Source organism: Spirosoma sp. KCTC 42546 (assembly GCF_006965485.1).
Taxonomy (GTDB): domain Bacteria; phylum Bacteroidota; class Bacteroidia; order Cytophagales; family Spirosomataceae; genus Spirosoma.
Genome location: NZ_CP041360.1, coordinates 7,051,779 through 7,077,194 on the forward strand (window position 1 = coordinate 7,051,779; position 25,416 = coordinate 7,077,194).

Below are 25,416 nucleotides of genomic sequence, written 5' to 3' on the forward strand. Positions count from 1 at the left end.
TTGAAATTAGAATCAATAAATTAAATTAATAAACTAATAAATTAAAAACTAATGGTTAATTCTTATTTTGATCACACGGATGTAGTAGAGTTGAAATCTAATGAATTAGTTGAGTTAGAAGGAGGAGTCATTCCACTTGTATTAATTGGCGTGGGCTGGGGAGTCATGTTAGTATGCTCAGCAGTTGCATTAGGCTTGAAAGAAAAGTACAATTTGTAATTCATAAACCAGTTACTCATATAAATTAACTAATCATGAATCAAAGTGCATATTTGGAAACTACAGCCTTTGTTACTGAAGCATATGGTGTAGAGATTTTGACTAATAATGAACTAGCTGATAATGCCGGTGGGCTTGCATTCCTTATCCCAGTAGCCATTGCTCTTCTTGAAGGAACCGCTATTGGCGTAACTATTGCTGGTGGGCTATATGGAGTTTATAAAGCCGCTCGCTCATAACCATCCTCTCAAATCAAGCACGGCCCAGAGTACTCTGGGCCGTGCTTATTTTCCATTAAATCGATGAAAAATAAAATGTTCAAATCGGCAACTTTATTAGTTTATATAATTGTGGTCCTCCTATTAGTGTATTGGATAACACTGAAAATCAAGTGAGTGCAAATCTAAACCTTACTTTGTCTACTCTCAAAGCCCAGCTCTACGGCGGCATTGCTTTTTTTATTGGTGCGCCCTTGCTGGTCTGGCCTTTTAGTCAACTATGGAATTTTTCATTAAAGCAGATAGCGGCTTCGGGGCTAGCCCCAATTCTATTGTTTATTGCGGCTATGTTTGTTGGCATTGTCGTGCATGAATTAATTCACGGTCTTACGGCAATGTGGGTCGGGCGGTTGCCCTGGCAAAAAATAAAATTTGGTGTGCAATGGCAATCAGGAACTCCGTATTGCCATCCTACCGTGCCGATGCCTGCCCGTGCTTATCGTATTGTGGTTATTATGCCGTTGGTTACGCTAGGCTTAGTTCCTTACGGGGCGGCTTTAGCCACTGGTAACGTCTGGTTGCTAGCGTTCGGTGTGTTTTTTACGTTAGCGGCCTTCGGCGATATAATAATACTCTGGCTCATGCGCCACCTCCGCGCTACCGAGTTAGTTCAGGACCATCCTACCAAAGTTGGTCTGATCATTGTTTCACCAGACTCCACACCTTGATTCGTTCTATAATACCCCAATACCTGCTGCCTTTACTGTTTTTTATTTGCGCATACAGTACGGTTGGGCAACGTATTTAGGGCAAAGACTTATCGACATCAAAAAAGGGAATTTCACTTGAGCATTTATTTGTAGGCAAATCTCCCCAATCTCAATGAAACCTGTACTTCTTACATGTTGCCTCGTCCTCTCGTTCATTGGTTTGTGGGCGCAGTCGGTTACGGGCATCGTGGTGGATGCCAAAACTGGGCGGCCTCTGCCGGGCAGTTCGGTGCGGGTGGGCAGACAAGGCACGATTACCAATGAAGACGGCAAGTTTTCGTTAAAACTATCAGGTTCATCAGTTGCCAAAACGTCAATTACGGTCTCAAACCTGGGCTACGCCAGCAAAGTCGTTCCCTACATGGGGCCCTCGATGCTCACTATTGCCTTAAACGAGAGCGAAACAGCGTTGAATGAAGTCGTTGTACACAGCAGCGCAAGGGGTATTGTGTTGAATGCCATTGATAGGATACCCGCCAACTACCCGACTAAGTCGTTCATGATGCAGGGAATGCTACGCGAGTACAACCGGGTCAGCAAAACCGATTATCTCTACCTCCTCGAAGCCCAGCTCAACGCCCATATTAAGCCGTACACCAGTAATGACGAGCCGAAAGTGGAAGTTCTGCAAAAAAGCAAGCAGGTATTCCGTAACCTCGACTCAACGCTGTTTATACGCTGGGGAAACACCGCTTATGTCATGGACATCGGCGACTTTGTACATAACAAACCCGCCTTTCTCGACAAAAAGAAAATGGACAATTACGCCTACGAACTGCTCGATGTGACCAGTCTCGACGGACAAACAGTTTATGTGATTGGCTTTAGTCCAAAAGCCGACAAAGCGAAGCGGAGAGGCAAGCTGTTTATTGACGCACAATCGATGGCATTTGTGGGAGGTGAGTACAGTGCCATAGTAAAACCGGATAAAACCGGAACCGAAGCCGTGAACGATACGGGCGATCGATTTACCAAAACGTACTACCAGCCTTACGGTGGGAAATGGTACCTACGCAATACTACTATTTCGAGAACGTCGAATAAAATGTCCCGGCATTCCGAAATTATGGTTGAATTTTTCAGCACCGAGATTGACACAACAACGGTGCACTCTATTGGCTACGCCCGGAACATGCAACAAATGGACATTTTGCTCACCAAGCCCGTTGCCTACGATAGTCTGTTTTGGGCGCAACAACCCGGCACGGCACGTAATGATGACCTGGAAGCCTTTCTTCTTCACCGGGATACCAGTGCTGTCGTTGCTTCAGCAACTGATGCCTTGCAAAAAACAACCGTACCAACCGCAAAGCTACCGGCCCCTCTGGTGAAGGTGTTGACCTACATTGTCCAGCACGTTCACGGTGGGTATGGGTTGAGTACGTTGCCGGGTTTGGTGAATGGCGGCACAGTTAGTATCGCTTGGGACAACTCGGCCCAATTTAGCATCGATCAGCAGCGCAGCGTATCGACCCTGCACAGCTACGGCATTTACCTCAGTCAGCGGCTCGACCTGCCCTACCGGTTTTCAATCTATAATCAGAACAGCACCAACTTTGGGTTGGGGGGCATCTCGAACCGGGCCAATCTGCTTGGTCTTTCCCATACTATAGTAATAAACCGGCCGCACCGGCCCATCCGTTTTCTACCCTTCATCGGTGTCGAAACGGTGCGGCTGATGCGGTCCTTCGACGACATAGCTGCTAATCCAAATTACCTGGGCAGTATCCGGCTCAAAGGTGATGCCGTCGAGCCGATTCTGGAGAAGCGTTACAGTAATCTAGCTTATTCACTGCAAACGTCCATTGAGCTTAAGCGACATCGAAAACTAACCGTTGGCCTGACCTATCGGGTACCACTCCACGAATCGGACCGGCTTTATCTGAAAGAAACGGGTGGTTTTCCATTGTTCCGCAGGAAACGCGAGATCAACAATCAGGGCGATCAACGGGTGCTCATCAATAGTTCATTATCAATCATAACATACCAAATTGGTCTAAGCTTTTAATTCTATGAATCAGGAAAAAATTATGCAGCTACAAGCGTTAATCTCCAAACTCGAAGAGCGGGTACAATCGCCCGACGGGAAGATCACTATTACGTTCAACGGTCAGTGTCAGATAAAAGAAATGCATATTCCTGACGGTGTGCCAGCCAGTACATTGCAGACGACATTACCTGTACTTATCAATACCGGACTGTTGACTATTACCGAAAAGATAAAGTCAATAGCGGCAAGCGCTGTAGCTTGATCAAGAGCGGATTAAGAAAGTTGCTCACTCAATAAAACGGCTTCGTCTTTTCTCTGCGTGAAAAAGACGAAGCCGTTTTACATTTCACCTTCTGATACGACCAATCGTTATAACCTATTCCCTCTCGTTATAAACTACAACCGCCCGTTATTGAACCCCCTATAGCATCACCCGACCTTTGAGATAAGAAATCTCCTTATCCCAAACGTCACCACGATGCAACATCTAGTACATCCGCCCTCCGTCATCGAGCACACGACGGAGGCTTATTTGCCCCAGGTTACCGTTCGGGGCCAGCTCATCTACTGCTCAGTCGCACTCGCTATTGTTGCGGCTTTAGTTTCTCTCCCGTTTATTCATACCGAAATCTCCGTGCAAAGTGCGGGCATCATTCGCCCGGTGGCCGAGCGTAACGAACTCCGCCCACTTGTAGCTGGTACGGTCGCTCAGGTGCTGGTGCATGACAACCAGCCCGTTCGCCAGGGCCAGCCCATGATTCGATTACAGACCGAAGTGCTGGAAACCAAACTCCGGCTTAATCATTCCCAGCAAGCCGAAAAACTCCTTAACATCCGCGACCTCGACCGGCTTGTCCGCGCTACTCGCCCAAACCTGTTGTCGGTATCCGGTTTGCAATCGCCGGTTATTCGCCAGCAGTACGAACAGTTTAGGTTTCTGCTGACAGAAAACACGCAGACACAACAAAAACGCAAACGCGAACTAGACGTTACGCGTCAACTCTATGAGGACAAAGTGCTGGCCCAGCAGGAATTTGAAGACAAAGAGTTCACCTACAAAACCGTAGTGGCGCAATATGCTTCCCAAATTGAGCGGCAGGTAAGTGACTGGCAGGCTAGTCTGACCCAACAGCAACTCGCCCTCGACGAACTCCGCGCACAGGAACGTCAACTCCTCAACGAACGCGACCTGCACACCATCAAAGCCCCAGTTGCCGGAACAGTTAGCCAACTGACCGGCCGCTATCCTGGCAGCTATGTGCAACCCGGCGAAGTCCTTGGCGTGGTCTCGCCTGATTCCAATCTGCTCGTTGAGTGCTACGTATCGCCCAAAGATATTGGCCTGTTACGGCCCGGCATGACGGCCCGGATGCAGATAGATGCCTTCGATTACAATCAGTGGGGGTTGGTACAGGGAACAGTGACCGAAGTCTCGAACGACATTACCGTCATGGAAAACCGGCCGGTTTTTAAAGTCAAGTGTAAGCTCGATCAGAATTTCTTATGTCTCAAAGAAGGCTATAAGGGCTATCTCAAAAAAGGCATGACCATCCGGGCGCGCTTTGTAATTACCGAGCGAAGCCTGTTCGACCTACTCTACGACAAGGCCGATGATTGGCTCAATCCGAAAAACACAGCATTAACGGTCAATAGTAGTCATTAAGGGTCATGGGTTGTCATTTCTAAGAGCGAACCTATCCCTATGACCATCGAATAACGCGCAGCAACTGACAATCAATGACTCGTAGTAAACCAGAAATCATGGCAAAAAATACGATAATCAAACAACACGATATTACCGATTGTGGAGCGGCTTGTCTGGCCTCCATTTCGGCACACTATAACTTGATGATGCCCATTGCCCGCATCCGGCAAATGGCCTCTACCGATCAGAAAGGCACGAATGTACTGGGTATGATCGAAGCAGCTACCCGGTTGGGGTTCCAGGCTAAAGGTGTACGCGGTACGTTCGAAAGCTTATCGAAAATACCGAAACCAGCCATTGCGCACGTCATTATCAAAGAAGTACTCCATCACTTTGTGGTCATTTATGACGTAACCGATAAACACATCGTGGTCATGGACCCCGGACCGGGCAAGCTCGTTAAACACACGCATGATGAGTTTAAAAAAATCTGGACAGGCGTTTTGATTTTGCTCCTGCCCAACGAGCAGTTTGAGACGGGCAACGAGAAAATATCGGCTACACAACGCTTCTGGCAGTTGATTCAGCCGCACCGGAGTGTGATGATTCAGGCCCTGTTCGGTGCCCTGATTTACACCGTGTTGGGCCTTTCTACCTCCATTTATGTCCAGAAAATTGTCGACAATGTTATTGTCGAAGGCAATCGAAATCTGCTCAATCTGTTGAGCATTACCATGATTTTGATTCTCGTTTTGCAGCTATTTATCGGAAGTTTAAAAAGCATGTTCGCCCTGAAAACCGGGCAGCAAATCGACGCCCGATTGATTCTGGGGTATTACAAACACCTGATGAAATTACCCCAGCAGTTTTTCGACACCATGCGCGTGGGCGAAATCATTTCGCGGATCAACGATGCGGTTAAGATTCGGGCGTTTATCAACGATGCCGCTACAAGCCTGGTTGTCAACGTGTTCATTGTCCTGTTTTCGTTCGGCATGATGTTTACCTACGACTGGAAACTAGCCATGATTATGCTGGCCGTTATCCCGTTCTATGCGGGTATCTACGTCATTGTCAACAAGCTGAATAAAAAGTACCAGCGAACCCTGATGGAAGATGCAGCCGAGCTAGAATCGCAGTTGGTCGAGTCGCTGAATGCAATGGGTACTATCAAACGCTTCGGGCTGGAATCGTTCGCCAACATCAAGACCGAAACGCGCTTTGTCAAGTTGCTGAAGACCATTTTCACGTCGGCCCGCAACTCCGTTTGGTCGGGCAATGCCACGGAAATTGTTTCCCGATTATTCACCATCATCCTTCTTTGGGTAGGTGCGGGTTTTGTGATCGACAACCAGATTACGCCCGGCGAACTCCTATCTTTTTATGCGCTGATTGGCTACTTCACAGGCCCAGCCAGCCAACTCATCGGAGCCAACAAAACGGTGCAGGATGCGCTGATTGCGGCTGATCGACTGTTTGAAATCATGGACCTGGAGCGAGAATCGACTGAGAACAAAATCGAACTTCAGTCGGATATGATCGGTGACATTCGCTTCAAAGACGTTTCGTTTCGCTACGGAAGCCGAACACAAGTATTTGACAGTCTGAGCATAACGGTTCCGAAGGGCCAGATTACGGCCGTGGTTGGCGAAAGCGGTTCAGGTAAATCCACGATGCTATCGCTCCTCCAAAACCTATATCCACTGCAAAGCGGCAGCATTCATATTGGCGATTACGACATTAAGCATATCAGCAACGAAAGCATACGCCGTCGGGTAAGCGTCGTGCCGCAGAAGATCGATCTCTTCGCCGGAAACGTCATCGACAACATTGCCGTGGGAGAATATCAGCCCAATATGCAGCGGATCGTAGCCATTTGCCAGCGACTCGGCATTACGGAGTTTATTGAAAAATTGCCCAATGGCTTTCATACGTATCTAGGCGAGAACGGTGCCAGTTTATCGGGTGGGCAGAAACAGCGGATTGCCATTGCACGCGCCCTGTACCAAAATCCCGACATCCTGATTCTGGACGAAGCCACATCATCGCTCGATTCCATTTCCGAGAAGTGCGTTCAGGAAACCATCCAGCATTTACGCGAACAGAATAAGATAGTTATCCTGATTGCCCACCGACTCAGCACGGTGATGAACGCCGATAAAATCATCGTTATCGAGCAGGGTAAATTAATTGAAGAAGGCTCCCATTTCGATCTGCTGGCGAAAGAAGATGCGTATTACAAACTCTGGGCTTCGCAGATGCCTCTGGTTACAAAATCGCCCAAACTCTCCCCGCTTGATTTTCTTCAGATTAGTGCCAACGGCGACCAAACGGTAGCCCCCGTAACAACTACCGAAACCCAAACCGCCTTAGTCCTATGAAACAAATAGTTACGCTTCTGCTCGCGCTGGGTCTATCTGGAACAGGCTGGGGGCAATCCACTTCGACTTCGTTACCCACTTCCTCAACACTAACGCTGGAGCAGTGTATTACACTGGCTCTGGAAAATCAGCCCTCCATTCGGCAGTCGATATTGCAGCAGCAAGTAGCCGATAACACAGTGGAGCAAACCCGAAGAAGTCAGTTACCAACCCTGTCGGGTTATTCAAATCAAGGCTTAAATTTTGGCCGTAACGTTGATCCGTATACGAACAGCGTTACCAATGCGCAGATTACAACCAATACAGCTGGATTAGGCGTAAGTTGGACCGTATTCAATGGATTCCAGTTAAAAAATACGCTGCTACAGCAAAGTTTTAGTGCGCAGGCCAGCCAATTTGATGTCGCCACGGCTAAAAATACCATTACCCTCAATACCTTACTAGCCTATTTACAAGTGTTAACAACGCAGGATTTAGTACTAGCCAGTGAGGTGCAGGTAAGCGTGGCGCAGGCCCAGGTAGAGCGAACCGAGAAGTTGGTAAAATCGGGTACTACGCCCCCGTTTAATCTTTATGACGCTAAAAGCCAACTGGCAAATGACCAGATGCAACTCGTTCAGGCTCAGACAAACCTGAAGGCGGCCAGGCTAACGTTGCTCCAAGTTTTGAATCTACCGTCTACAACAGTATTACAGCTAGTACGGCTAGAAGGCACAACGATACCCCAGGTGAGTACAACCGACGCGTATCAGATTTTTACCCAGGCCCGGACCTTTATGCCCGAAGTTCAGGCCGCCGATTTACGCACGAAAGCAGCTCAAAAAGGATTAGATCTGGCCAAAGGGCTAGCCTATCCTACCCTAACTGTCAATGCTAACTGGGGAACATCGTATTCAAGCGCGGCCCGCCGAACCAGCTATAGCAATGAGGTAGTGGAGCAGGCAACGGCTGGGTTCGTTGACGTGGGCGGGCAATCCTATCCAGTTAAAGTGCTCGAGCCTATCCTAAGCGCAGAACGCATAAATTATTTTCAGCAACTGGATAACAATCAGTACAAAAGCGTAACCATGAGTATCCGAATTCCTATTCTGAATGGCTTTCAGGTCCGCTATCGAACTACGAATGCCCGGTTGCAGCAACAACTCGCCGAATCACAAGCAGAAAGTGTCCGGCGGAATCTACGACAAGCCATTGATCAGGCCGTTAACCAACAGCAAAACGCCAATGAACGATATCATGCGCTGGAACAACAGGTGGCCGTTTTGGCGCAATCGCACAAAGCGGCCGAAGCCCGTTATAATGCGGGTTTGCTCAATGCTGTTGAGTATAATTTAGCCAAAAGCAATCTGGACCGGGCATCGGTGAACTTGATTCAAGCCCGTTACGAACGAGTTCTGCGGGAGAAAGTGGTTGATTTTTACCGGGTTGGAACGTTATAAGGCAAAAAAACATAAGTTATTAGGCTCCAATTAGCCATACCTACAATCTCCAAAGGCGCACATGTTAGTGCGCCTTTCTCATAAATAACACCGTAAAGTTTACATCAGGCATTATCTTTGCATCCTTAAAATTACCTCATCAACAGCTTCTTTGACATGAATAATGGATACTGCACACTGTAAAATGTGCACTGGGCACCTCCACTATTATTCATCATACATTATTCATTCTACATTAGTTTATGCAGGTTCTTAAATTCGGTGGCACCTCGGTCGGTTCCGTAGAAAGCATCAAACAAGTCATCCAAATCATTGATAATCATCGCCAAAACGGTGATCAGATAGCCGTTGTATTCTCGGCGATGGGGGGCGTAACAAACCAGCTCATCGAAATTGGACGAATGGCGACGTCGGGAGAGCCGGATTATATGGAACTGGTCCGACGAATTGAAGACCGGCATTTCAATGTGGTGAAAGCGTTGATTCCCGTAAAAGAACAAAGCAAAGTATTTGCCCACGTTCGGGGCATTATCAATGAACTGGAAGACCTGCTACGGGGTGTATCGCTCATTCGCGAATTGACACTGCGCACGCATGACCTCATCACCAGTTTTGGCGAACGGTTATCCACAACCATCATCACCGAATGTGTAAAAAGTCGGGGGATTCCCGCGCAATTCTGCGATGCCCGTCAGATTATCAAAACCGATGCCCAGTTTGGCCAGGCTGAAGTAAACTATTCCCTTACGAATCAACTCATTCAGGAGCATTTTGCGAAGTCCACAACTACGCAAATGGTAACGGGTTTTATCGGATCGACTGAAAAGAACGAAACGACAACCCTTGGGCGAGGTGGCTCAGATTATACGGCCAGCATCCTTGGCGCAGCACTAAATGCCGAAGTCATCGACATCTGGACCGACGTTGACGGCATGATGACGGCCGATCCACGCAAGGTGCCGAATGCCTTCAATATCCCAACGATCACCTACGCCGAAGCTATGGAGCTTAGTCACTTCGGTGCGAAAGTGATTTATCCACCGAGTCTACAACCGGCGTTCGCCCGTAACATTCCGATTCGCGTACTCAATACATTCAATCCTACACACGAAGGCACGGTTGTGAGCCGCACCGCCGAACGTCGGCAATACACCATTACGGGTATTTCAAGCATCGACGACATCGCTCTTGTGAACGTACAGGGATCGGGCATGATTGGCGTAGCGGGTGTATCGGCAAAGTTGTTTGGCGTATTGGCCGCGCATAAGATCAGCGTCATTCTGATCTCGCAGGCATCATCGGAGCATTCCATTTGTTTCGCTATCGACCCACGTGGGGCTGAAAATGTAAAGACCATTTTAGATGCCGAATTCGCGACTGAAATTGAACACGGCCATATCGATAACATCGCCATCGAGCGCGATTTGTCGGTGATTGCGACAGTTGGCGAAGGCATGAAAAAAAGCTCAGGTATTGCCGGAAAATTATTTTCGGTACTGGGTAAAAACGGGGTTAATATCGTAGCTGTAGCGCAGGGATCATCGGAGATCAACATCTCGGTAGTTATCAACAAAAATAACCTTTCCAAGGCCCTTAACTCGCTGCATAACATCTTCTTCCAATCCGAAGCACGGGTACTTAACCTGTATTTAGTTGGCATCGGATTGATTGGCAAAACACTCCTGAAGCAGATTTTCGACCAGTCTGAATACCTGCGCACGGAAAAGCTGCTAAAAGTATGCGTTGTGGGCATGACGAACACCAAAAAGATGCTCCTTGACCCAAAAGGCATCGCCCTGGATGACTGGCGTGAACGAGTACTCACGGAAGGCGTTACCACCTCCTTACCCGCGTTTGTCGACAAAATAAAAGATTACAACCTACCTAACTCGGTTTTCATTGACTGCACATCAGACAAGGATATCGTGCAGTTTTACGAGTCGCTTTTGGATAGCAACATCTCCGTTGTTACGCCCAATAAAGTAGCCAATTCCGGCCCTTATGCCGAGTATCGGCGACTACAACGGACTGCATTGAACCGGGGGGTTAAGTTTCTCTACGAAACCAATGTTGGCGCGGGTCTGCCTATTATCAACACCGTTCAGGGATTGATGACGTCCGGCGACCGTTTCCTGAAAATAGAAGCGATTTTATCGGGTACTTTATCCTTCATTTTCAACACATTCCGCCCTGGTACGTCCTTTGCTAATGTAGTGCGTGAAGCCAAAGAAAAAGGATACACCGAGCCTGACCCACGCGATGATTTGAGCGGCCTGGACGTAGCTCGAAAAATTCTAATTCTGGCGCGTGAAGCCGGTTTTCCACTCGAACCAGAGGATGTCACCATAACGCCTTTATTGCCTGAGTCCTGCCAGGCTGCCCCTACCGTTCCAGCATTCTTTGAGGAATTGGAGCGCAATAATGATTACTTCGAGAATCTGCTGGCCGAAGCAACAGCCAAAGGGGAGAAACTACGATTTGTCGCCCGTTTCGAGAATAACAAAGCGACCATTGGCCTTCGCTCGGTCGATTCTGAACATCCATTCTACCAGCTAACCGGTGCCGACAACATCATTTCATTTACGACGGAACGCTACAAAGATCGCCCGCTCGTCATCAAAGGCCCCGGTGCAGGAGCCGAAGTAACGGCCTCGGGCGTATTTGCCGATGTGGTGAGTATCGGGAGTTATTTGGCGTAACAGGCAACCTATAAGAGCATCTAACTACAATAAAACCGCTAAAAAAATCGTAATTTCGCAGACGACCATAGCCCTTTCCTGTGCTTACCGACACCCAACAACAACCCCTCGTTGAACGCATTCGTGACATCGGTCATGCCGAAGCAGTCCGGCGTTTTTTTGGGTTGCTGAAGGAGCTGATCGACATTGTCAATCTGCCTAATGGCGATGCCCGGCTGGCGTTTGTGGTGAAGCCCGATAAATCGTCGATTACGGCCAATATTAATTTCTTTCAGGCCTTACGAATTCAGAAGCCCCGGCGTGGGGAGGTTGAGTATCACTTAACGATTAAAAAATCGTATCAGGATCGGCTGAAAAGCATTGAAGAATTAGTCTTTGAGCCGCTTACCGAAAAATCAGATTATCTGGCCGTTATTATTGGACAATCGAACGTCCATCTGCTCTATCAGCCTGCCTTGCGCACATGCTGGGAGGATTGCCTACTCGAACTGGTGGAGAGTACCAAACGCGGCCCGCACCTCGCCCGGCACAATGCAGATGTGTATCGGGCAGCCGAAGATGAAGCCTTTCTGAGTGAGCTTATCCGCCTTGCCGATGACCCGACGCTTGGGGATCGGGTCTTGAATGAGGATAGCGTAGAAGAACCAGGAGGAGAATATGAAACAGGGCCGAAACTCCCTAGTCAGCCCCATAACCTTATTTTGTTTGGCCCACCAGGTACGGGTAAAACATTTGCTTTACAGCCCTATCTTCGCGAGCAAAATTCCAATCTGATTACGTTTCATCCCTCCTACAGCTATGAAGAGTTTGTCGAGGGCATCAGGCCGGAAGTGATCAACGGTCAAATCAGCTATCGGATACGCAGAGGTATTTTTCACAAAGCTTGCTTATCGGCTATTCAGCAGGCTGGTTACGGTACAATGGCCGACTGTCTGAACGACTCACCGGAAACCCGTCGTCAGAAATTACAAAAAGCACCCGTCCATTATCTGCTTATCGACGAGGTCAACCGGGCCAATGTAGCCAGCGTATTTGGCGATTTGATTACATTACTTGAATCTGATAAACGACTGGGGTCCGAGAACGAATTGTGGTTAACCCTACCCTATTCGCAGGAGCGATTTGGCGTACCTATCAACCTGTTTGTCATCGGGACGATGAACACTACTGACCGCTCCATTGCCTTACTGGATATTGCCCTGCGCCGACGGTTTTCGTTTCGCGAAATGCGGCCAGACCCAACGGTTCTGGGAGAAATTGATGGAATACAGTTGGGCCAACTGTTACGGACAATAAATGAACGCATCGAGTGCTTACTTGACCGCGATCATCAGATTGGTCATGCCTATTTAACCAACGTTGAAACCTATGCCCAGTTATGCGACGCTTTCCGCGACCGCATCATTCCATTGCTTCAGGAATACTTTTTCAACGACTGGGCTAAAATTCAATTGATTCTCGGTGATAATCAGGCCTGGGGCAAAGAGCCCGATCAACGGCTTGTCTGGATCAAGAAAAAATATACCGCTAATGCCACCAGCAAACTATTTGGCGAGGTACCCGACGCTATGGATGAGGTTGTAACGTACGAAATCAACCCAAATCTTCAACAGGGAGACTATGCATTGGTGCCAGTAGAATCGTTTATCAGAATTTATCAGAAACTGTAAGGCGGACATCTTGTCCGCTCTATTAAACCTAAGGACAGGATGTCCGCCTTACTTATGAAAGCACTCGTTCTTACGGAATACAATCAGTTCGATCTGCAAGATCTACCCAAGCCCACCATCAAACCAAACGAAGTACTCGTGCGGGTACAGGCAGTGGGCATCTGTGGCTCCGACGTTCACGGTATGGACGGCAGCTCTGGCCGACGCATCCCACCTATCGTTATGGGCCACGAAGCCAGCGGCATCATCGCTGAAGTGGGGGCTGATGTACGAGCCTGGGCCACTGGCGACCGCGTTACCTTTGACTCGACGGTATATGCACTGGACGACTGGTATAGCCGTCGTGGTATGTATAACCTAAGCGACGGACGTGAAGTAGTAGGCGTATCGACCCCCGATTTCAAGCGTCAGGGTGCGTTTGCGGAGTTCGTAGCTGTGCCGCAGCACATTTTATATGCCATTCCCGATAATGTTAGTTTCACACAGGCCGCACTGGTTGAGCCCGTAGCCGTGGCCCTCCATGCCGTTAGTCTGACGCCTATTCAAGTCAATGATTCGGCTGTGGTAGTCGGTGCGGGGATGATTGGACTGTTTGTAATCCAGGCGCTAAAACTGGCGGGTTGTGGTGCCATCATTGCCATTGATCTGGACGATGACCGGCTCGCACTGGCGCATTCACTGGGCGCGACACATAGCATCAATGCGCGAACCGGTGATGTAGCAAATCAAGTGCAAAGTCTCACACACGGACGCGGTGCCGATGTTTCATTTGAAGTAGTAGGTGCTGGCCCAACGGTTAAAACCGCCATCGACTGCGTTCGGAAGGGAGCGACGGTTACGCTAGTAGGCAACCTTGCTCCTACGGTTGAGATTCCTCTGCAAGCCGTTGTAACACGCCAGTTACGATTACAAGGCTCTTGCGCTATCAACGGCGAATACGAAGCAGCCTTAGCGCTGATTTCGTCTGGCCGTATGAACGTTGAAGCAATTCTCAGTGCCGAGGTGCCATTAGCGGAAGGAGCAAATTGGTTCAAACGGCTTTATGATAAGGAAAAGGGGTTGATTAAGGTAGTACTAAAGCCGTAATGACAATTACTGAGCTGGGGTATATTGAGTAAGCCAATCCCCAATCTGTAGTTCAAGTAAATTATTTGATAGAACCGTAATTGTTGCAGGACTATTAGCACCGCATTTGACGGATGGGCAACTAGACAGGAAGTCCCTATACTGAATAACTACTCCTTTTCGCTCATATCGGCTGGCAGAGCAACAGGGGGCCGACGTGAGGACGCCATTTCTGCGATAAATAAGCGTACCATCGGGTCGATATTCTGTGTCATAATAGGCATCCGTATCGTACACGGCCCATACAGTATCATTCACCCCACGCGTCTGTAATACATGCCAACGTTTGTACAGCAAGCCAGCGGGCCCTACAGAATCGTCTGTTTGGCAGGCAGCGGTTACAATCAGTAATAAGGCGGTTGAGAGTAGGCGGTTTTTCATATTAAGGATAGGCTTGAAACGTAGCTACTCCACGTTCTTGTCTAATGATCAGGCGATTATATCTTAACTCTTCTATCTGCCAGGCGTTCCCTGGCGATGCGCAGTCAACCGCTACGCAGGTAGGATTTGGCGTTCGTTCGGGAAAAGGGATTGCGGCTACATCAACCAGGTCTAACGTACTGCCCTTACGGTTAAACTGAGCGGGTGAACAACAGGGATCATACTTCCCGTCTGCGCCATATAGAATCATGCCATTCGGTGTAAACGTAACGATGGACCATGGGTTGGCTGGTGATACATCCACAGGTTGCCCATTGGTATATTGTATCTGTGTCATTCGCCACGTTCGATACAATAAATCGCTAGGACTTGCTTCGTCTGTATGGCAACTGGTTATTCCAGCCATCATTAGAAAAATGCACAGCCAATGTTTCATATCTTTTCTCATTTTGAGAGTAGATGACTCTCATCTAAAGCATTTAGTTGGAATACGCGTTGAAAATTATGTCTACTACTCCTATACGAATTGCCATCATTGGCCCCGGCAAAGTGGCTCACCTACACGCCCAGGCCGTTTTGCAAACACCTGACACCAAATTAGTCGCTGTTTACGGCCGAACCTATCAGAAAGCGGAAGACTTCGCGAACCAATATGGCATTCGAGCCTACAGTGATATATATGACATGGTCGACCGTGAAAACGTGGATTTATGCCTTGTTTGCACTACGCACCCAGCCCACCGGGAGCCTGCTGTTGCCGCACTCAATGCGGGCTCTCACGTGCTGGTCGAAAAACCATTGGCCTCAACGCTCGAAGACTGCGATGCGATGATTGAGGCTGCTAAACAGAACAACCGCTATCTGGGTGTTATCAGTCAACGGCGGTTCTATGCGCCATCCATGCGTATTCGGGAAGCCATTGATACCGGAAAGATTGGGAAGCCCGTACTCGGCACTATTCAAATGCTGGGCTGGCGTAGTGAAGAATACTATAAAAGTGACGACTGGCGGGGGACCTGGGATAAAGAAGGCGGGGGCGTATTGGTCAATCAATCGCCCCACCAACTTGATTTACTTGTGTGGTACATGGGCGAAATAGATGAGGTGTACGGCGTTTGGCGTAACCTGAACCACCCCTATATCGAGGTCGATGATACGGCGCTGGCTATCGTAAAATTTAAAAATGGTGGCCTGGGGAATATCATCGTGAGCAATTCTCAAAAGCCTGGAATCTTTGGAAAAGTACACGTGCATGGCGAGAATGGCGCATCCGTAGGCGTTCAGACGGATGGGGGAGCCTTGTTTATTGCCGGTATGTCGAGCATTACTGATCCCCCCGTCAATGACCTCTGGACCGTACCCGGCGAAGAAGATCTGTTAGCTAAGTTCATAGCCGAAGACACGGCATTCTTTAATACCATTGACGCGACGGTTTATTACTTTGGCATACAAATCGCCGATTTCCGCGATGCTATCCTCAACCATCGTCCACCACTGGTTACAGGCGAGGATGGTCGCCGGGTAGTTGCTCTGTTCCAGGCCATCTATGAATCAACCCGAACGGGGTTGCCTGTGAAAATGTAAAAAGGAGAAAAGGGAGGAGGGGGAGTAGAGGGACGAAAGGCTGTTAATGAATACCTTTCGTCCCTCTACTCCCCCTCCTCCCTTTTCTCCTTTTTTAGAATTAATTCGCGGGATCTACTGGCGTGCTGGTATTATTATCGCGTTCCGTTCTCGGATACGGAAAATAGTTACGATTCCGTTCCGAACCAGCAACCCCTGGACCAGGCCGACCAAACCGACGGCTGTCTTCAAGCCGGAAGCCGGTGTAAGCCAGTTCAATACTACGGTTACGAAGGATTTCCAGTAATAGGGCATCTGACGTTTGCGCACCGCTGTAAGCAGGCAGAGCCGCTCCCAAACCGAATGTATCCGTTGCGGCAGTTTTTGTCAGCACCTTATTCAGCGTTGTAACTGCATTAGCCAGATCACCTTTACGAGCATATGATTCAGCTTGAATCAGCAGGATTTCACCGGGTAGATACACCGGGATGGGGGCGTTATTGGCGGTATAGAATCCGGTTCCCAGGTTAGCTTTACTGTTGGTTGTTTGCGTATAAAAAGCAATCCGTTTATCGGCGACATCCGGGGCTAGTACAGCCGGCAAACCAAGACTAACATTGGTTGGTGCCACTACGTTAACATTCCCGAACGCATAGAAAAAGAGAGGATTTCGGGAGTTATCATCGAAATTAAAAACCGATTTTTTCGTCAGATCGACCTTTGCTGCTGCGGCTAGTGCTTTATCATAATCCCCGGCAAAGAGTGCATACCGGGCAATCAGTGCCTGAAGCGTATTGGGAATATCGATACCCGGCACAATTTTACCCGTAAAGTTTGCCGACACGGGTGCAGATGCTACCTGCGTTGCTGCCGACTCAAGGGATGCAATCGCTTCCTTCAGCAACTGTAATCGGTCGACAAACGGCGAATTTTCCTGCGATAAAATGGGGGCTGCCTGAAAGAACTGCGCTAACGTACCCAATGACAACGCCCGAAAGATAGAGGCATAAGCTACAATACCACTTTTTGTACCCGCATCGTTAACAACACCTGTATTGGCCAACACAAGGTCGGCATTGGCGCGGATCAACTGGCATTGAGTCCAGATCGTACGGACAACCCCATTTGAGTTGGTCACGTTGGCCTGCCCCTGTTGTAGCGCGAACTCTTCGCCATTACCCTGGTTAAGTACGGTCAGTTCATTGGTGGTCAGGCCACCCGCCGATACAGCGCTACCAATCACGCTGCCGCCCCCGCCAACCGAATATCGGTATTGGAGACTATTACAAACCGTAATCAAGCCGTCGGCCGAACCAACAACCTGTGGCTGGCTGGCTGTGCTGGGGTTGAGGTATTCCTGTGTACAGGCATTTTGCAGCAGCAGCAAGCCTGATAATACAGAGGTAATAAGAATTTTTTTCATGTGTATGTGTATATGAGTTGATAGCCAAAGGCTTTGACTAGCGACTGATAGTTAGAATGTTGCAGACAGTTTGACTTGATACGTGCGTGGAATGGGTACGTTTCCGAAGTCGAGGCCACGGAGCAGATCGTTGGTACCTCCAGCGTTGGTTTCAGGATCAAAACCGGTATAGGTATCCCAGGAATAGAGATTACGCCCGATTAACGATACATTAATGGCGCTCACCGACTTGATCAATTTGGGCAACGCATAGCTCAAGGATACTTCCCGTAATTTGGTGTATGAACCACTTTCTACGCGCCATTCTTCAGTATTATAAATAGCGAAGATATAGCCCCGTGGAAGTTCACCCCGGAGTTCTTTTTCCACATAATCGCCCATGCCCACCCCCTGCCGGGTCCGTCGGTCGGCATTGAACACATCCACACCCTGAACCAGGTCTAGCAGCACATGTAGTGTCAGCGATTTATAGGCCAGATTTGTAGTGAACGAACCCGTCCATTTTGGATTGGGGTTGGCAATAACAATGTTAGCCGTTGGATATTTTGTGTCAGGCTTTCCATCGGTGGTACGTGCCTTCTCAAAAGCAGTGGAACCAACTACCTGTGTTTTGGCGCGCTCCGACTGTGGAAAACCATTGGTGGTTAAAATCAACTCCCCGTTATCGTCACGAGCATAGCCCGTTCCGTAAAACACGCTGGCAGGCTGACCCTGTAGCAAATAAGGCGCACCGGCGGGCGAACTAATCGCAATAGCCGGGCTACCCAACGTGAGAACTTTATTGCGGTTCTGGTTAAAAATGGCGGTAAAATCCCAGGTAAAGTCTTTTGTTTTTACCGGCACTACGTCCAGCACGATTTCCAGACCCTTGTTTTCCATCGTACCCACATTGTTGACAATACTTGAGCCGCCCGATGAGGGAGCCAGCACTCGGTTTACAACCAGATCTTTGATTTGCTGATTATACACCGTAACGCCCAGCCCAATACGATTCTTTAAGAATGACAGATCAGCTCCAGCTTCGAGTTCGGCCATGCGCTCCGGCCGAACCAGCGGGTTGGCCAACTGGGCTCCTGGCAGCAGTGTGTTTTTGCCCAGATAAGCCACTGGCGAGAACTGATAGAATCGACTATAGGAACCAACGCCCGACAGGTTTCCTGCTTCGCCGTAACTCATCCGCAATTTCAGACTATTAAACGCATCGTTGAAGGAAGCACCCTTCCAGAACCCTAAATCCGATACAACGAACGAACCACTTACTTTGGGGTAAAACTGGTTAGTTACGGAAGGCGAAAATTTCGACGATTGGTCGCGTCGGATAGCACCCGTCAGGAACGCCAGATTGCGGTAACCCAACGTTGCCTGAGCGAAATACCCACTTAAGTTGTAGCGATCCAGACTGAAATCGGCCAGTACCGTTGTACTGGAAGCGCCCCGAACCGTTTCAATAAACGGGGCCAGGTTCTGCCCCTGTGCAGTCGAGTAATCAGACCGGAAGAACTGGTAGTTATACCCAGCTACAACATTCAGTTTAAACTTATCTGCAAATTGGCGCTCATAACTAACATTCAAGTCCGAATTGAGTTGGAATACCGTGTTATTACCCGTTGCCGAAAAACCACCTGGATACAGGTTCGCGCCAAGCGATGCCTGTGCCACGTAGGGGTATGGGCGAATGTAGTTTTGGCCAACCTGTCCATAGGTATCTACACCGAGAATATAGTCAACGCTCAATCCTTTCAGGGGTGTCAGGTTTAGCTGTACATCACTAATGGTACGGTTAACCGACTGCGTGAACTTCATATCCTCAATAGTTGATAGTGGATTCACCCGAGGCCCTTCTACAGCTTGCAGATTACCTGATGCATCACGCTTGGTAATGTCATAGATGTTGTTCAGAATGGTAACCGAGTTCATAGGACTATAGAACACGTTTCCATTGGCTTTCTCGTTGGCAAAGCTATTTACGTAGCTCAATCCTGCCGAAAGTTTAGCCCAGTTGGTTAATCGCTGATCAACACGGGCACGGAGGTTATAGCGTGTGAAGTCAGTTCCTTTAATGATCCCTTCATTTTTCAGGTAGCCAAACGATACATAATACTGCGTGTTATCGCGACCACCCGAAACCGAGATGGAATTATCGGTGCCGTAGCCCGTCCGGAAAATCTGATCGAAATAATTATAACGGGGAACGTTATCGACCACGTTCGAGAGGAGCTTATTGTTTGGTGTACCATCCCGATAAATATCAACGAAGGTAGTAGCCGGGTTCAGCGCAATAGCTGCCTGTTGCGAGGCATCGGAAGGGAACGTCTGAATAGGAAAAAGCCGTTGCTGCGTGTTTCCGAATGTCTTGTTATACAGATTGACGGGCACACTCTTGCGGAGTTCATTGACGTTAAACGAGGTCGAGAAGGTAACTTTAGGAGCACCGGTTGAGCCGCGTTTAGTAGTAATAAGTACTACGCCATTGGCCGCCCGCGATCCATACTGCGCTGCCGCAGCTGCCCCATTGATTACGTTTATGCTGGCAATATCGTTAGGGTTGATGTCTGCAAGCCGGTTGGTTCCCGGCGCAGCCGAGCCAATCTGATCGGCCACTGCCAGCTGCGATACGTTGGCACTCTGGTTACTCACAATAACGCCGTCAATCACATAGAGCGGGTCTGAGGAACCTGACAACGATTTAACCCCCCGTAAGCGAATCGAAATGGAACCCGATGGATCGCCGGAGTTTTGTGTGATCTGGGCGCCAGGAACTTTGCCCTGTAAGGCATTGAGTAGTCCACCCGATCCTGCTTGTTGCAAATCGGCCGCCTTGATGGTACTTACGGCATTACCTAATTCACGTTTTGCAGCAGATAACGTCGAACCAGTTACTACAACTTCATCCAGATTAGCAATGTCTTCTTTCAACGTCACGTTTAGCCCCGATGGCGAACTAGACGTTACAGTCTGGTTTGTAGGCTGATATCCAACAGCACTAAACCGAAGGGTAACTGACCCATCACGATTTGGTATGAACTGGTAATTTCCATCTATGTCAGTGACTGTACCAATTGTAGTGCCCTGAATCTGTACGGTAACACCGGGAATGCCAGCCCCGTTAGCATCGGTCACACGGCCTTTTATAGGGGATCGAGTGCCCTGCGCAAATGTGGTTGTGCAAAGTAAGACCGTTAGCCAAAGCAGGAAGAAGTGCCTGATAACGGAAGAGTATTTGTTCGCCATAAGTCAAAATAAATTTGTGGGTGAGTTAAAAAAAATAAGTAATTTAAATACGAAATGTAGTGATAAATGCCCGCTCAAACCATGAGTTAGCTTAGTTTCGTTCTAAAAATGCGAAATGTCTTTTTTTAGTAAATTTGAATCTTTTATAAGTCATATATACTTCATGATCAATCAAAAACTAGTCGGACGGCTTTTCATTGTTGCTTTCCTGATTACGCAGCTAGCTGCGAAAAAAACCGTAGCGCAATCCAAACAGCCGTATGCCAATCTTCAACAGGCCGTTTTTTCGGGGGGGCAGTTGGCTGGTTCGCAGGGCCCACGCAGTGTGAACTGGATTGAGGGAGGCACTAAGTTCTCGTTCATTGATGGGCAGAATACCATAAAGACGCTCTCGCCAAAAGACCAGAAAGAAGAGATCGTTTTTGACGGCAGTCAGTTGAAATTTCCCGGCACCGACAAACCGTTTGCCTACGGCTCCTTCCAATGGTCGAAAGATTCGAAGAATATTCTGTTTCAGAGCAACTTCCGGCCCGTTTATCGGCGATCGGGCGTATCCGATTATTATGTATACGCGGTGGCCGATAAGAGCCTGAAACTCGTTGCGAAAGATGCCCAAACCGCGGAACTGTCTCCGGATGGGCAGAAAATTGGCTACGAACGGGGTGGCAATTTGTTTGTCTTTGATTTCGCCAGCCAAAACGAAACGCAACTAACTGATGATGCTAAACCTGCCCTCTACAATGGTCGATTCGGCTGGGCCTACGAAGAAGAGTTTGGACTGGCGCAGGCCTGGGATTGGTCGCCGGATAGCAAGTTCATTGCCTTCTGGCAGTCCGATGAGCGCCAGGTCCCCATCTACAAATTGACCGATTATAAAGGCTTTGATGAGAAATTCGACTCTCTTCCCTACCCACGCGTAGGCGATCAAAATCCAACGGTTCGTATTGGGGCGATTGAGATTGCCAATAAGAGCAAGCAATGGATGAAGGTCGAATTGGGGGATGGCTATATTCCGCGCATCTACTGGACATCGCAGGAAGGCCAGCTTGCACTGATGCAGTTGAATCGGAAGCAGAATCACCTGCGCCTATTTATGGCAAATGCCCGAACCGGTGATGCTAAACAGATCATGGAAGAGAAATCGGCCACCTGGGTTGATGTGTTTGATTTTTTCGCGGGTATCAATCACCTGATTTATTTCCCGGCCGGTGTTCAGGAGTTTTATTGGGTATCAGATCGCGATGGATTTGCCCATCTCTACCGATATGATTATACCGGGAAGCTACTCAATGCGGTAACAAGCGGAAAATGGGAAGTAAGTTATGTCCATCATATTGATCCGAAGACGAAAAAAGTTTATTTCACCTCTACGGAAGCATCACCCCTGGAGCGTCAATTGTTCGTCATTGATGTAGATGGCAAGAATAAGCGTCGATTAACAACTGTAGCCGGAAAACACGCTGTCAATTTCTCCCCCAACGGGCAGTATTTTATCGATAAATATTCCAACGTATTAACGCCCACTCAGGTCGAATTACGCGATACGAAAGGGCAATTGATCAAGGCACTGGAAACCAACAAAAAAGTGTCTGACTACCTGGCCAGCCATGCGTATTCGCCCAAAGAGTTGACCAGCTTTACAACCTCCGATGGGCAGCAGATTGATATTTCGATTATTAAACCGATCAATTTCAATCCAGCCCAAAAGTACCCGGTCGTAATGGATATTTACGGTGGACCGGGTGCTCAATCGGTTTATAACGAATTTGCGACAACGGGATGGCATCAGTGGCTGGCGCAAACAGGCTACATTGTAGTTAGCGTCAATAACCGGGGCAGCGGTGGGTATGGACGTGACTTCGAGAAAATCGTTTATGAGAAGCTAGGAAAATATGAGAGCCTCGATTTTGCGGAAGCAGCCGCTTACTTAGCCAAGCAACCCTGGGTGGATGCCAACCGAATGGCAATCCGGGGGCATAGTTACGGCGGCTATATGAGTAGCTATACCATGCTCACCCATCCGGGTGTGTTCAAAGTGTCGATTGTAGGAGCCCCTGTTACCGATTGGCGACTTTACGACTCTATTTATACCGAACGCTATATGGGGTTGTTGCCCGAGAATGAAGAGAACTATAAAGCCAGTGCCGTATCACCTTTTGCTAAAAATCTGGCGGGTAAAATGTTCATTGCCCACGCCACCATGGACGAGAATGTACACGTTCGGAATACGTTTCAGCTCATGAATGCGCTGGAAGACGCGGGTAAAGATGCTGACCTCCGGATTTATCCACCCGGTGCTCATGGCGTGGCCTACAGTGCAGGAACGCAGCTTCTATTGTATCAGCAGTACACAAATTATTTAGAAACCTATTTGAAAAGTAGTCCATTGAATTAAGTATGAAAAAGCCTGACCAGAATGTCAGGCTTTATTTATATTATCTACTTTTTCCAATTTCTATAGGAGCTCTATATAAACCTACATACTTAAGAAAAACAATAGATTTATAAAGAGGTTTAGTAGATTCATAAGCGCATATTTATTTTTCACACTTGTACTTAAAAAGAATTTTAATTCCGTTTTTTAAAGCCAATGTAGATTGCCATCGCTGTAGCAACTTTCCCGAAAAAATTAAGCATAATAAATTTTTTTGGGAATACAATTATTCGCTTCTCTGTTTCAAGAGGATTAGGAACAGAACGTTTTTGAAAAGAATGTTTAATATGTTGAATATATGAGTAGTTATCATCTTGTAAAGAAAAATACAAGATATAGAACCTAATTTTTGCTAAGATTGTGGCATTGCGGCTTTGGGCTACATCCCAAGAATTTGAAATCTTATTATAATTCTTTTCAAGGTTATTATTTTCAGAAAAAAGCAAACAAATAGAATCAGGTAGTTTTATATTAAATAGAGTCTCAAGGCAATAAAATGCATTTATTATAATTCGTTTCATCTTAAATTTTTCTGCCTCTAAAACGATTTGTCCCCAATCAATATCATTGCCATATTTTTGATAAAACACAAATAAATCGCAAAAGTATTTTAGCCTTAACCACATTTCTCGTCCCCCATGATGAATAATTAACATCCAAAATATAGCTTCTTTTGAAGGAATCTTACAAATAGAATTAAAAAAGAATTTATTAGCCTGATCTTTAAAAAGTGAGCCAGTTGGTAACTGGTACTGGTAGAAGTCTTCATATGCATCCCAATGAAAATCGATATGAATCTCTGAATCTGCTCTTTTTAGACCAACTTCATGATGGCCACTTATAGATAAAAGGCTATGGATGATGTCATCGGTTGTCTTTTTTTCAATAAAATCATCAGGTAAAATAAAGTGATACTTAGCTTCTTCTACTAATAGTTTCAGAGCTTTTACAGCGTCTTTCCTTCTAACTAATATATCCAAATCAAAACTTTCACGAATTGATTTTTTATCATATAGTTCATGAATAAATAAAATCCCTTTGGATGGTAAAACTTCAATATTATGGCTCTCTAAAAATTTCAACAAACTAAGTATCTCTTGTGAAGCTAAAAGGTCAAATACAGACTGCCGAATAGAGCTATTCTTTAATACATCGAAATAATTACTATCAACTAAGTCTTTGTCTACTTTTCTAATCACATCGAAGAGAATAGGCGAAATACCATGGTAAGCCGTTTTCTGTTTTAATAAATCCCAATCATATTTAGTATGCTTTAATAGATATTTCAAATTCCCATCAGGGACATTATTCAAACTTACATTAATTGACTCAACTAGTAGCTTAGTATAGATGGAACTCATAAAAAGATCTATTAAACAAGTTTACGGCTCAATAGCCACTCACTGAATTACCTTATTTTTTTTGAAATACTCTAAAATTAGTTTGCACCATAGCTGTCTTCTTATTATCTCTGTTAAAGAGGGGCCTCTGGCGTAGGCATTGATTATTAAGAAATGGTGCTATTCGATATTGTTTCATTATATTCACCTCTAAGAAATTGAAATCGCAATGATCAATAAAGAATAATCCATTTGGTTTTAGTTTCTCAGAAAGTTCATTTATTTTCTTTTCAAAATGAGAAAATGGATAATAAGATTCGGTTTGCACAGAATTATGCCTATTTCCGGGGTGTTGAAAGACAGCTAAGCAAAAAATAGCATCAAAATTGTTCATCTCTAAAAATTCCTGAGAAAAACAATGGTAAAAAAAACGGTTTGGGGCATGAAAATTTCTAGTAGCCTGCTTTAAACACCACTTATTAATATCAACTCCAACAATAGTAGCATGTGGAATATACTCAGAAAGGGTAGCGACCTCTTCACCTGTTGAACAGCCAAATGAAAGAATTGTAGGTTTTTCGATATCTTGAAAATGTTTCTTAGCGATCTTAAATAAATCCGGATAGCGGTCTGATCTAGTAAAATTTGAAAATTGATGATAATGATTTTTAAATCGAAATGAGTAGATGATACGTGAACGATAAGAGGAAATTGTGATAAAACGATATACATTGTAAAGCCGCCAAAGAAGTATATATATATATTGCCAATGACCTTTTTCCCAACGACGTATTTTCAAAGACTCAAAAATATTCATTTCTGCAAAGGCTATTTTCAATGGTTAGCTGTGTTTCTTTTATCATTTAAGGACAGAAACGGGTAATATTG

19 protein-coding genes are annotated in these 25,416 nt (G+C 46.9%); 13 read left to right on the plus strand and 6 right to left on the minus strand.

Annotated features, from left to right (window positions below; translation table 11 throughout):
- Positions 1-51 precede the first annotated feature (51 nt).
- From EXU85_RS28825 to EXU85_RS28875, 11 genes are all read left to right on the plus strand, one after another.
- The gene (locus tag EXU85_RS28825) at positions 52-219 is read left to right on the plus strand and encodes a bacteriocin (protein WP_142775401.1); all 168 of its coding nucleotides are present in this window, start codon (positions 52-54) and stop codon (positions 217-219) included.
- Positions 220-254: 35 nt separating this feature from the next.
- Positions 255-458, plus strand: coding sequence for a hypothetical protein (locus EXU85_RS28830; protein ID WP_142775402.1), 204 nt, complete (start codon positions 255-257; stop codon positions 456-458).
- Positions 459-634: 176 nt separating this feature from the next.
- The gene (locus EXU85_RS28835; RefSeq protein ID WP_142775403.1) at positions 635-1,165 is read left to right on the plus strand and encodes a DUF3267 domain-containing protein; all 531 of its coding nucleotides are present in this window, start codon (positions 635-637) and stop codon (positions 1,163-1,165) included.
- A gap of 154 nt (positions 1,166-1,319) precedes the next feature.
- Positions 1,320-3,215 (plus strand): carboxypeptidase-like regulatory domain-containing protein, encoded by a 1,896-nt coding sequence (locus tag EXU85_RS28840; protein WP_142775404.1) that lies wholly within the window; start codon positions 1,320-1,322, stop codon positions 3,213-3,215.
- 4 nt (positions 3,216-3,219) lie between these two features.
- Positions 3,220-3,459, plus strand: a complete 240-nt coding sequence (locus tag EXU85_RS28845) for a YbaB/EbfC family nucleoid-associated protein (protein ID WP_142775405.1) — start codon at positions 3,220-3,222, stop codon at positions 3,457-3,459.
- Positions 3,460-3,675: 216 nt separating this feature from the next.
- Positions 3,676-4,860, plus strand: coding sequence for an HlyD family secretion protein (locus EXU85_RS28850; protein WP_142775406.1), 1,185 nt, complete (start codon positions 3,676-3,678; stop codon positions 4,858-4,860).
- A 98-nt stretch (positions 4,861-4,958) separates the two neighbouring features.
- The gene (locus tag EXU85_RS28855; RefSeq protein ID WP_142776871.1) at positions 4,959-7,223 is read left to right on the plus strand and encodes a peptidase domain-containing ABC transporter; all 2,265 of its coding nucleotides are present in this window, start codon (positions 4,959-4,961) and stop codon (positions 7,221-7,223) included.
- Complete coding sequence (locus EXU85_RS28860) at positions 7,220-8,662, plus strand: TolC family protein (protein WP_142775407.1); 1,443 nt, start codon at positions 7,220-7,222, stop codon at positions 8,660-8,662. Before EXU85_RS28855 ends, EXU85_RS28860 begins: the two co-directional genes overlap by 4 nt.
- Positions 8,663-8,904: 242 nt before the next feature.
- Positions 8,905-11,361: a bifunctional aspartate kinase/homoserine dehydrogenase I gene (gene thrA / locus EXU85_RS28865; protein WP_142775408.1), complete on the plus strand. Its 2,457-nt coding sequence runs from the start codon at positions 8,905-8,907 to the stop codon at positions 11,359-11,361.
- Between the two features lie 80 nt (positions 11,362-11,441).
- Positions 11,442-13,031, plus strand: a complete 1,590-nt coding sequence (locus EXU85_RS28870) for an McrB family protein (protein WP_142775409.1) — start codon at positions 11,442-11,444, stop codon at positions 13,029-13,031.
- A 54-nt stretch (positions 13,032-13,085) separates the two neighbouring features.
- Entirely contained in the window at positions 13,086-14,117 is a 1,032-nt protein-coding gene (locus EXU85_RS28875; protein WP_142776872.1) for a galactitol-1-phosphate 5-dehydrogenase, read from the plus strand.
- A gap of 6 nt (positions 14,118-14,123) precedes the next feature.
- On the opposite strand, the gene EXU85_RS28880 is transcribed toward EXU85_RS28875, so the two are convergent.
- Complete coding sequence (locus tag EXU85_RS28880; protein WP_142775410.1) at positions 14,124-14,537, minus strand: hypothetical protein; 414 nt, start codon at positions 14,535-14,537, stop codon at positions 14,124-14,126.
- 1 nt (position 14,538) lies between these two features.
- Positions 14,539-14,874, minus strand: coding sequence for a hypothetical protein (locus EXU85_RS28885; RefSeq protein WP_142775411.1), 336 nt, complete (start codon positions 14,872-14,874; stop codon positions 14,539-14,541).
- Between the two features lie 167 nt (positions 14,875-15,041).
- Between EXU85_RS28885 and EXU85_RS28890 the strand changes: the two genes are divergently transcribed.
- Positions 15,042-16,121 (plus strand): Gfo/Idh/MocA family protein, encoded by a 1,080-nt coding sequence (locus EXU85_RS28890; RefSeq protein WP_142775412.1) that lies wholly within the window; start codon positions 15,042-15,044, stop codon positions 16,119-16,121.
- 100 nt (positions 16,122-16,221) lie between these two features.
- Here the strand turns inward: EXU85_RS28890 and EXU85_RS28895 are convergent, their stop codons facing one another.
- Together EXU85_RS28895 and EXU85_RS28900 are read right to left on the minus strand one after the other, a co-directional pair.
- Entirely contained in the window at positions 16,222-17,523 is a 1,302-nt protein-coding gene (locus tag EXU85_RS28895; RefSeq protein WP_142775413.1) for a RagB/SusD family nutrient uptake outer membrane protein, read from the minus strand.
- Between the two features lie 51 nt (positions 17,524-17,574).
- Complete coding sequence (locus EXU85_RS28900) at positions 17,575-20,754, minus strand: SusC/RagA family TonB-linked outer membrane protein (protein WP_142775414.1); 3,180 nt, start codon at positions 20,752-20,754, stop codon at positions 17,575-17,577.
- Between the two features lie 163 nt (positions 20,755-20,917).
- Between EXU85_RS28900 and EXU85_RS28905 the strand changes: the two genes are divergently transcribed.
- Positions 20,918-23,149 carry a S9 family peptidase gene (locus EXU85_RS28905; protein ID WP_142775415.1) on the plus strand — a complete coding sequence of 744 codons (2,232 nt, stop codon included), beginning with the start codon at positions 20,918-20,920 and terminating at the stop codon, positions 23,147-23,149.
- A gap of 173 nt (positions 23,150-23,322) precedes the next feature.
- Here the strand turns inward: EXU85_RS28905 and EXU85_RS28910 are convergent, their stop codons facing one another.
- Positions 23,323-24,549 carry a nucleotidyltransferase family protein gene (locus EXU85_RS28910; protein ID WP_142775416.1) on the minus strand — a complete coding sequence of 409 codons (1,227 nt, stop codon included), beginning with the start codon at positions 24,547-24,549 and terminating at the stop codon, positions 23,323-23,325.
- A gap of 52 nt (positions 24,550-24,601) precedes the next feature.
- A complete protein-coding gene (locus tag EXU85_RS28915; protein ID WP_142775417.1) occupies positions 24,602-25,366 on the minus strand; it encodes a trans-aconitate 2-methyltransferase in 765 nt (254 codons plus the stop codon).
- Positions 25,367-25,416: the final 50 nt, after the last annotated feature.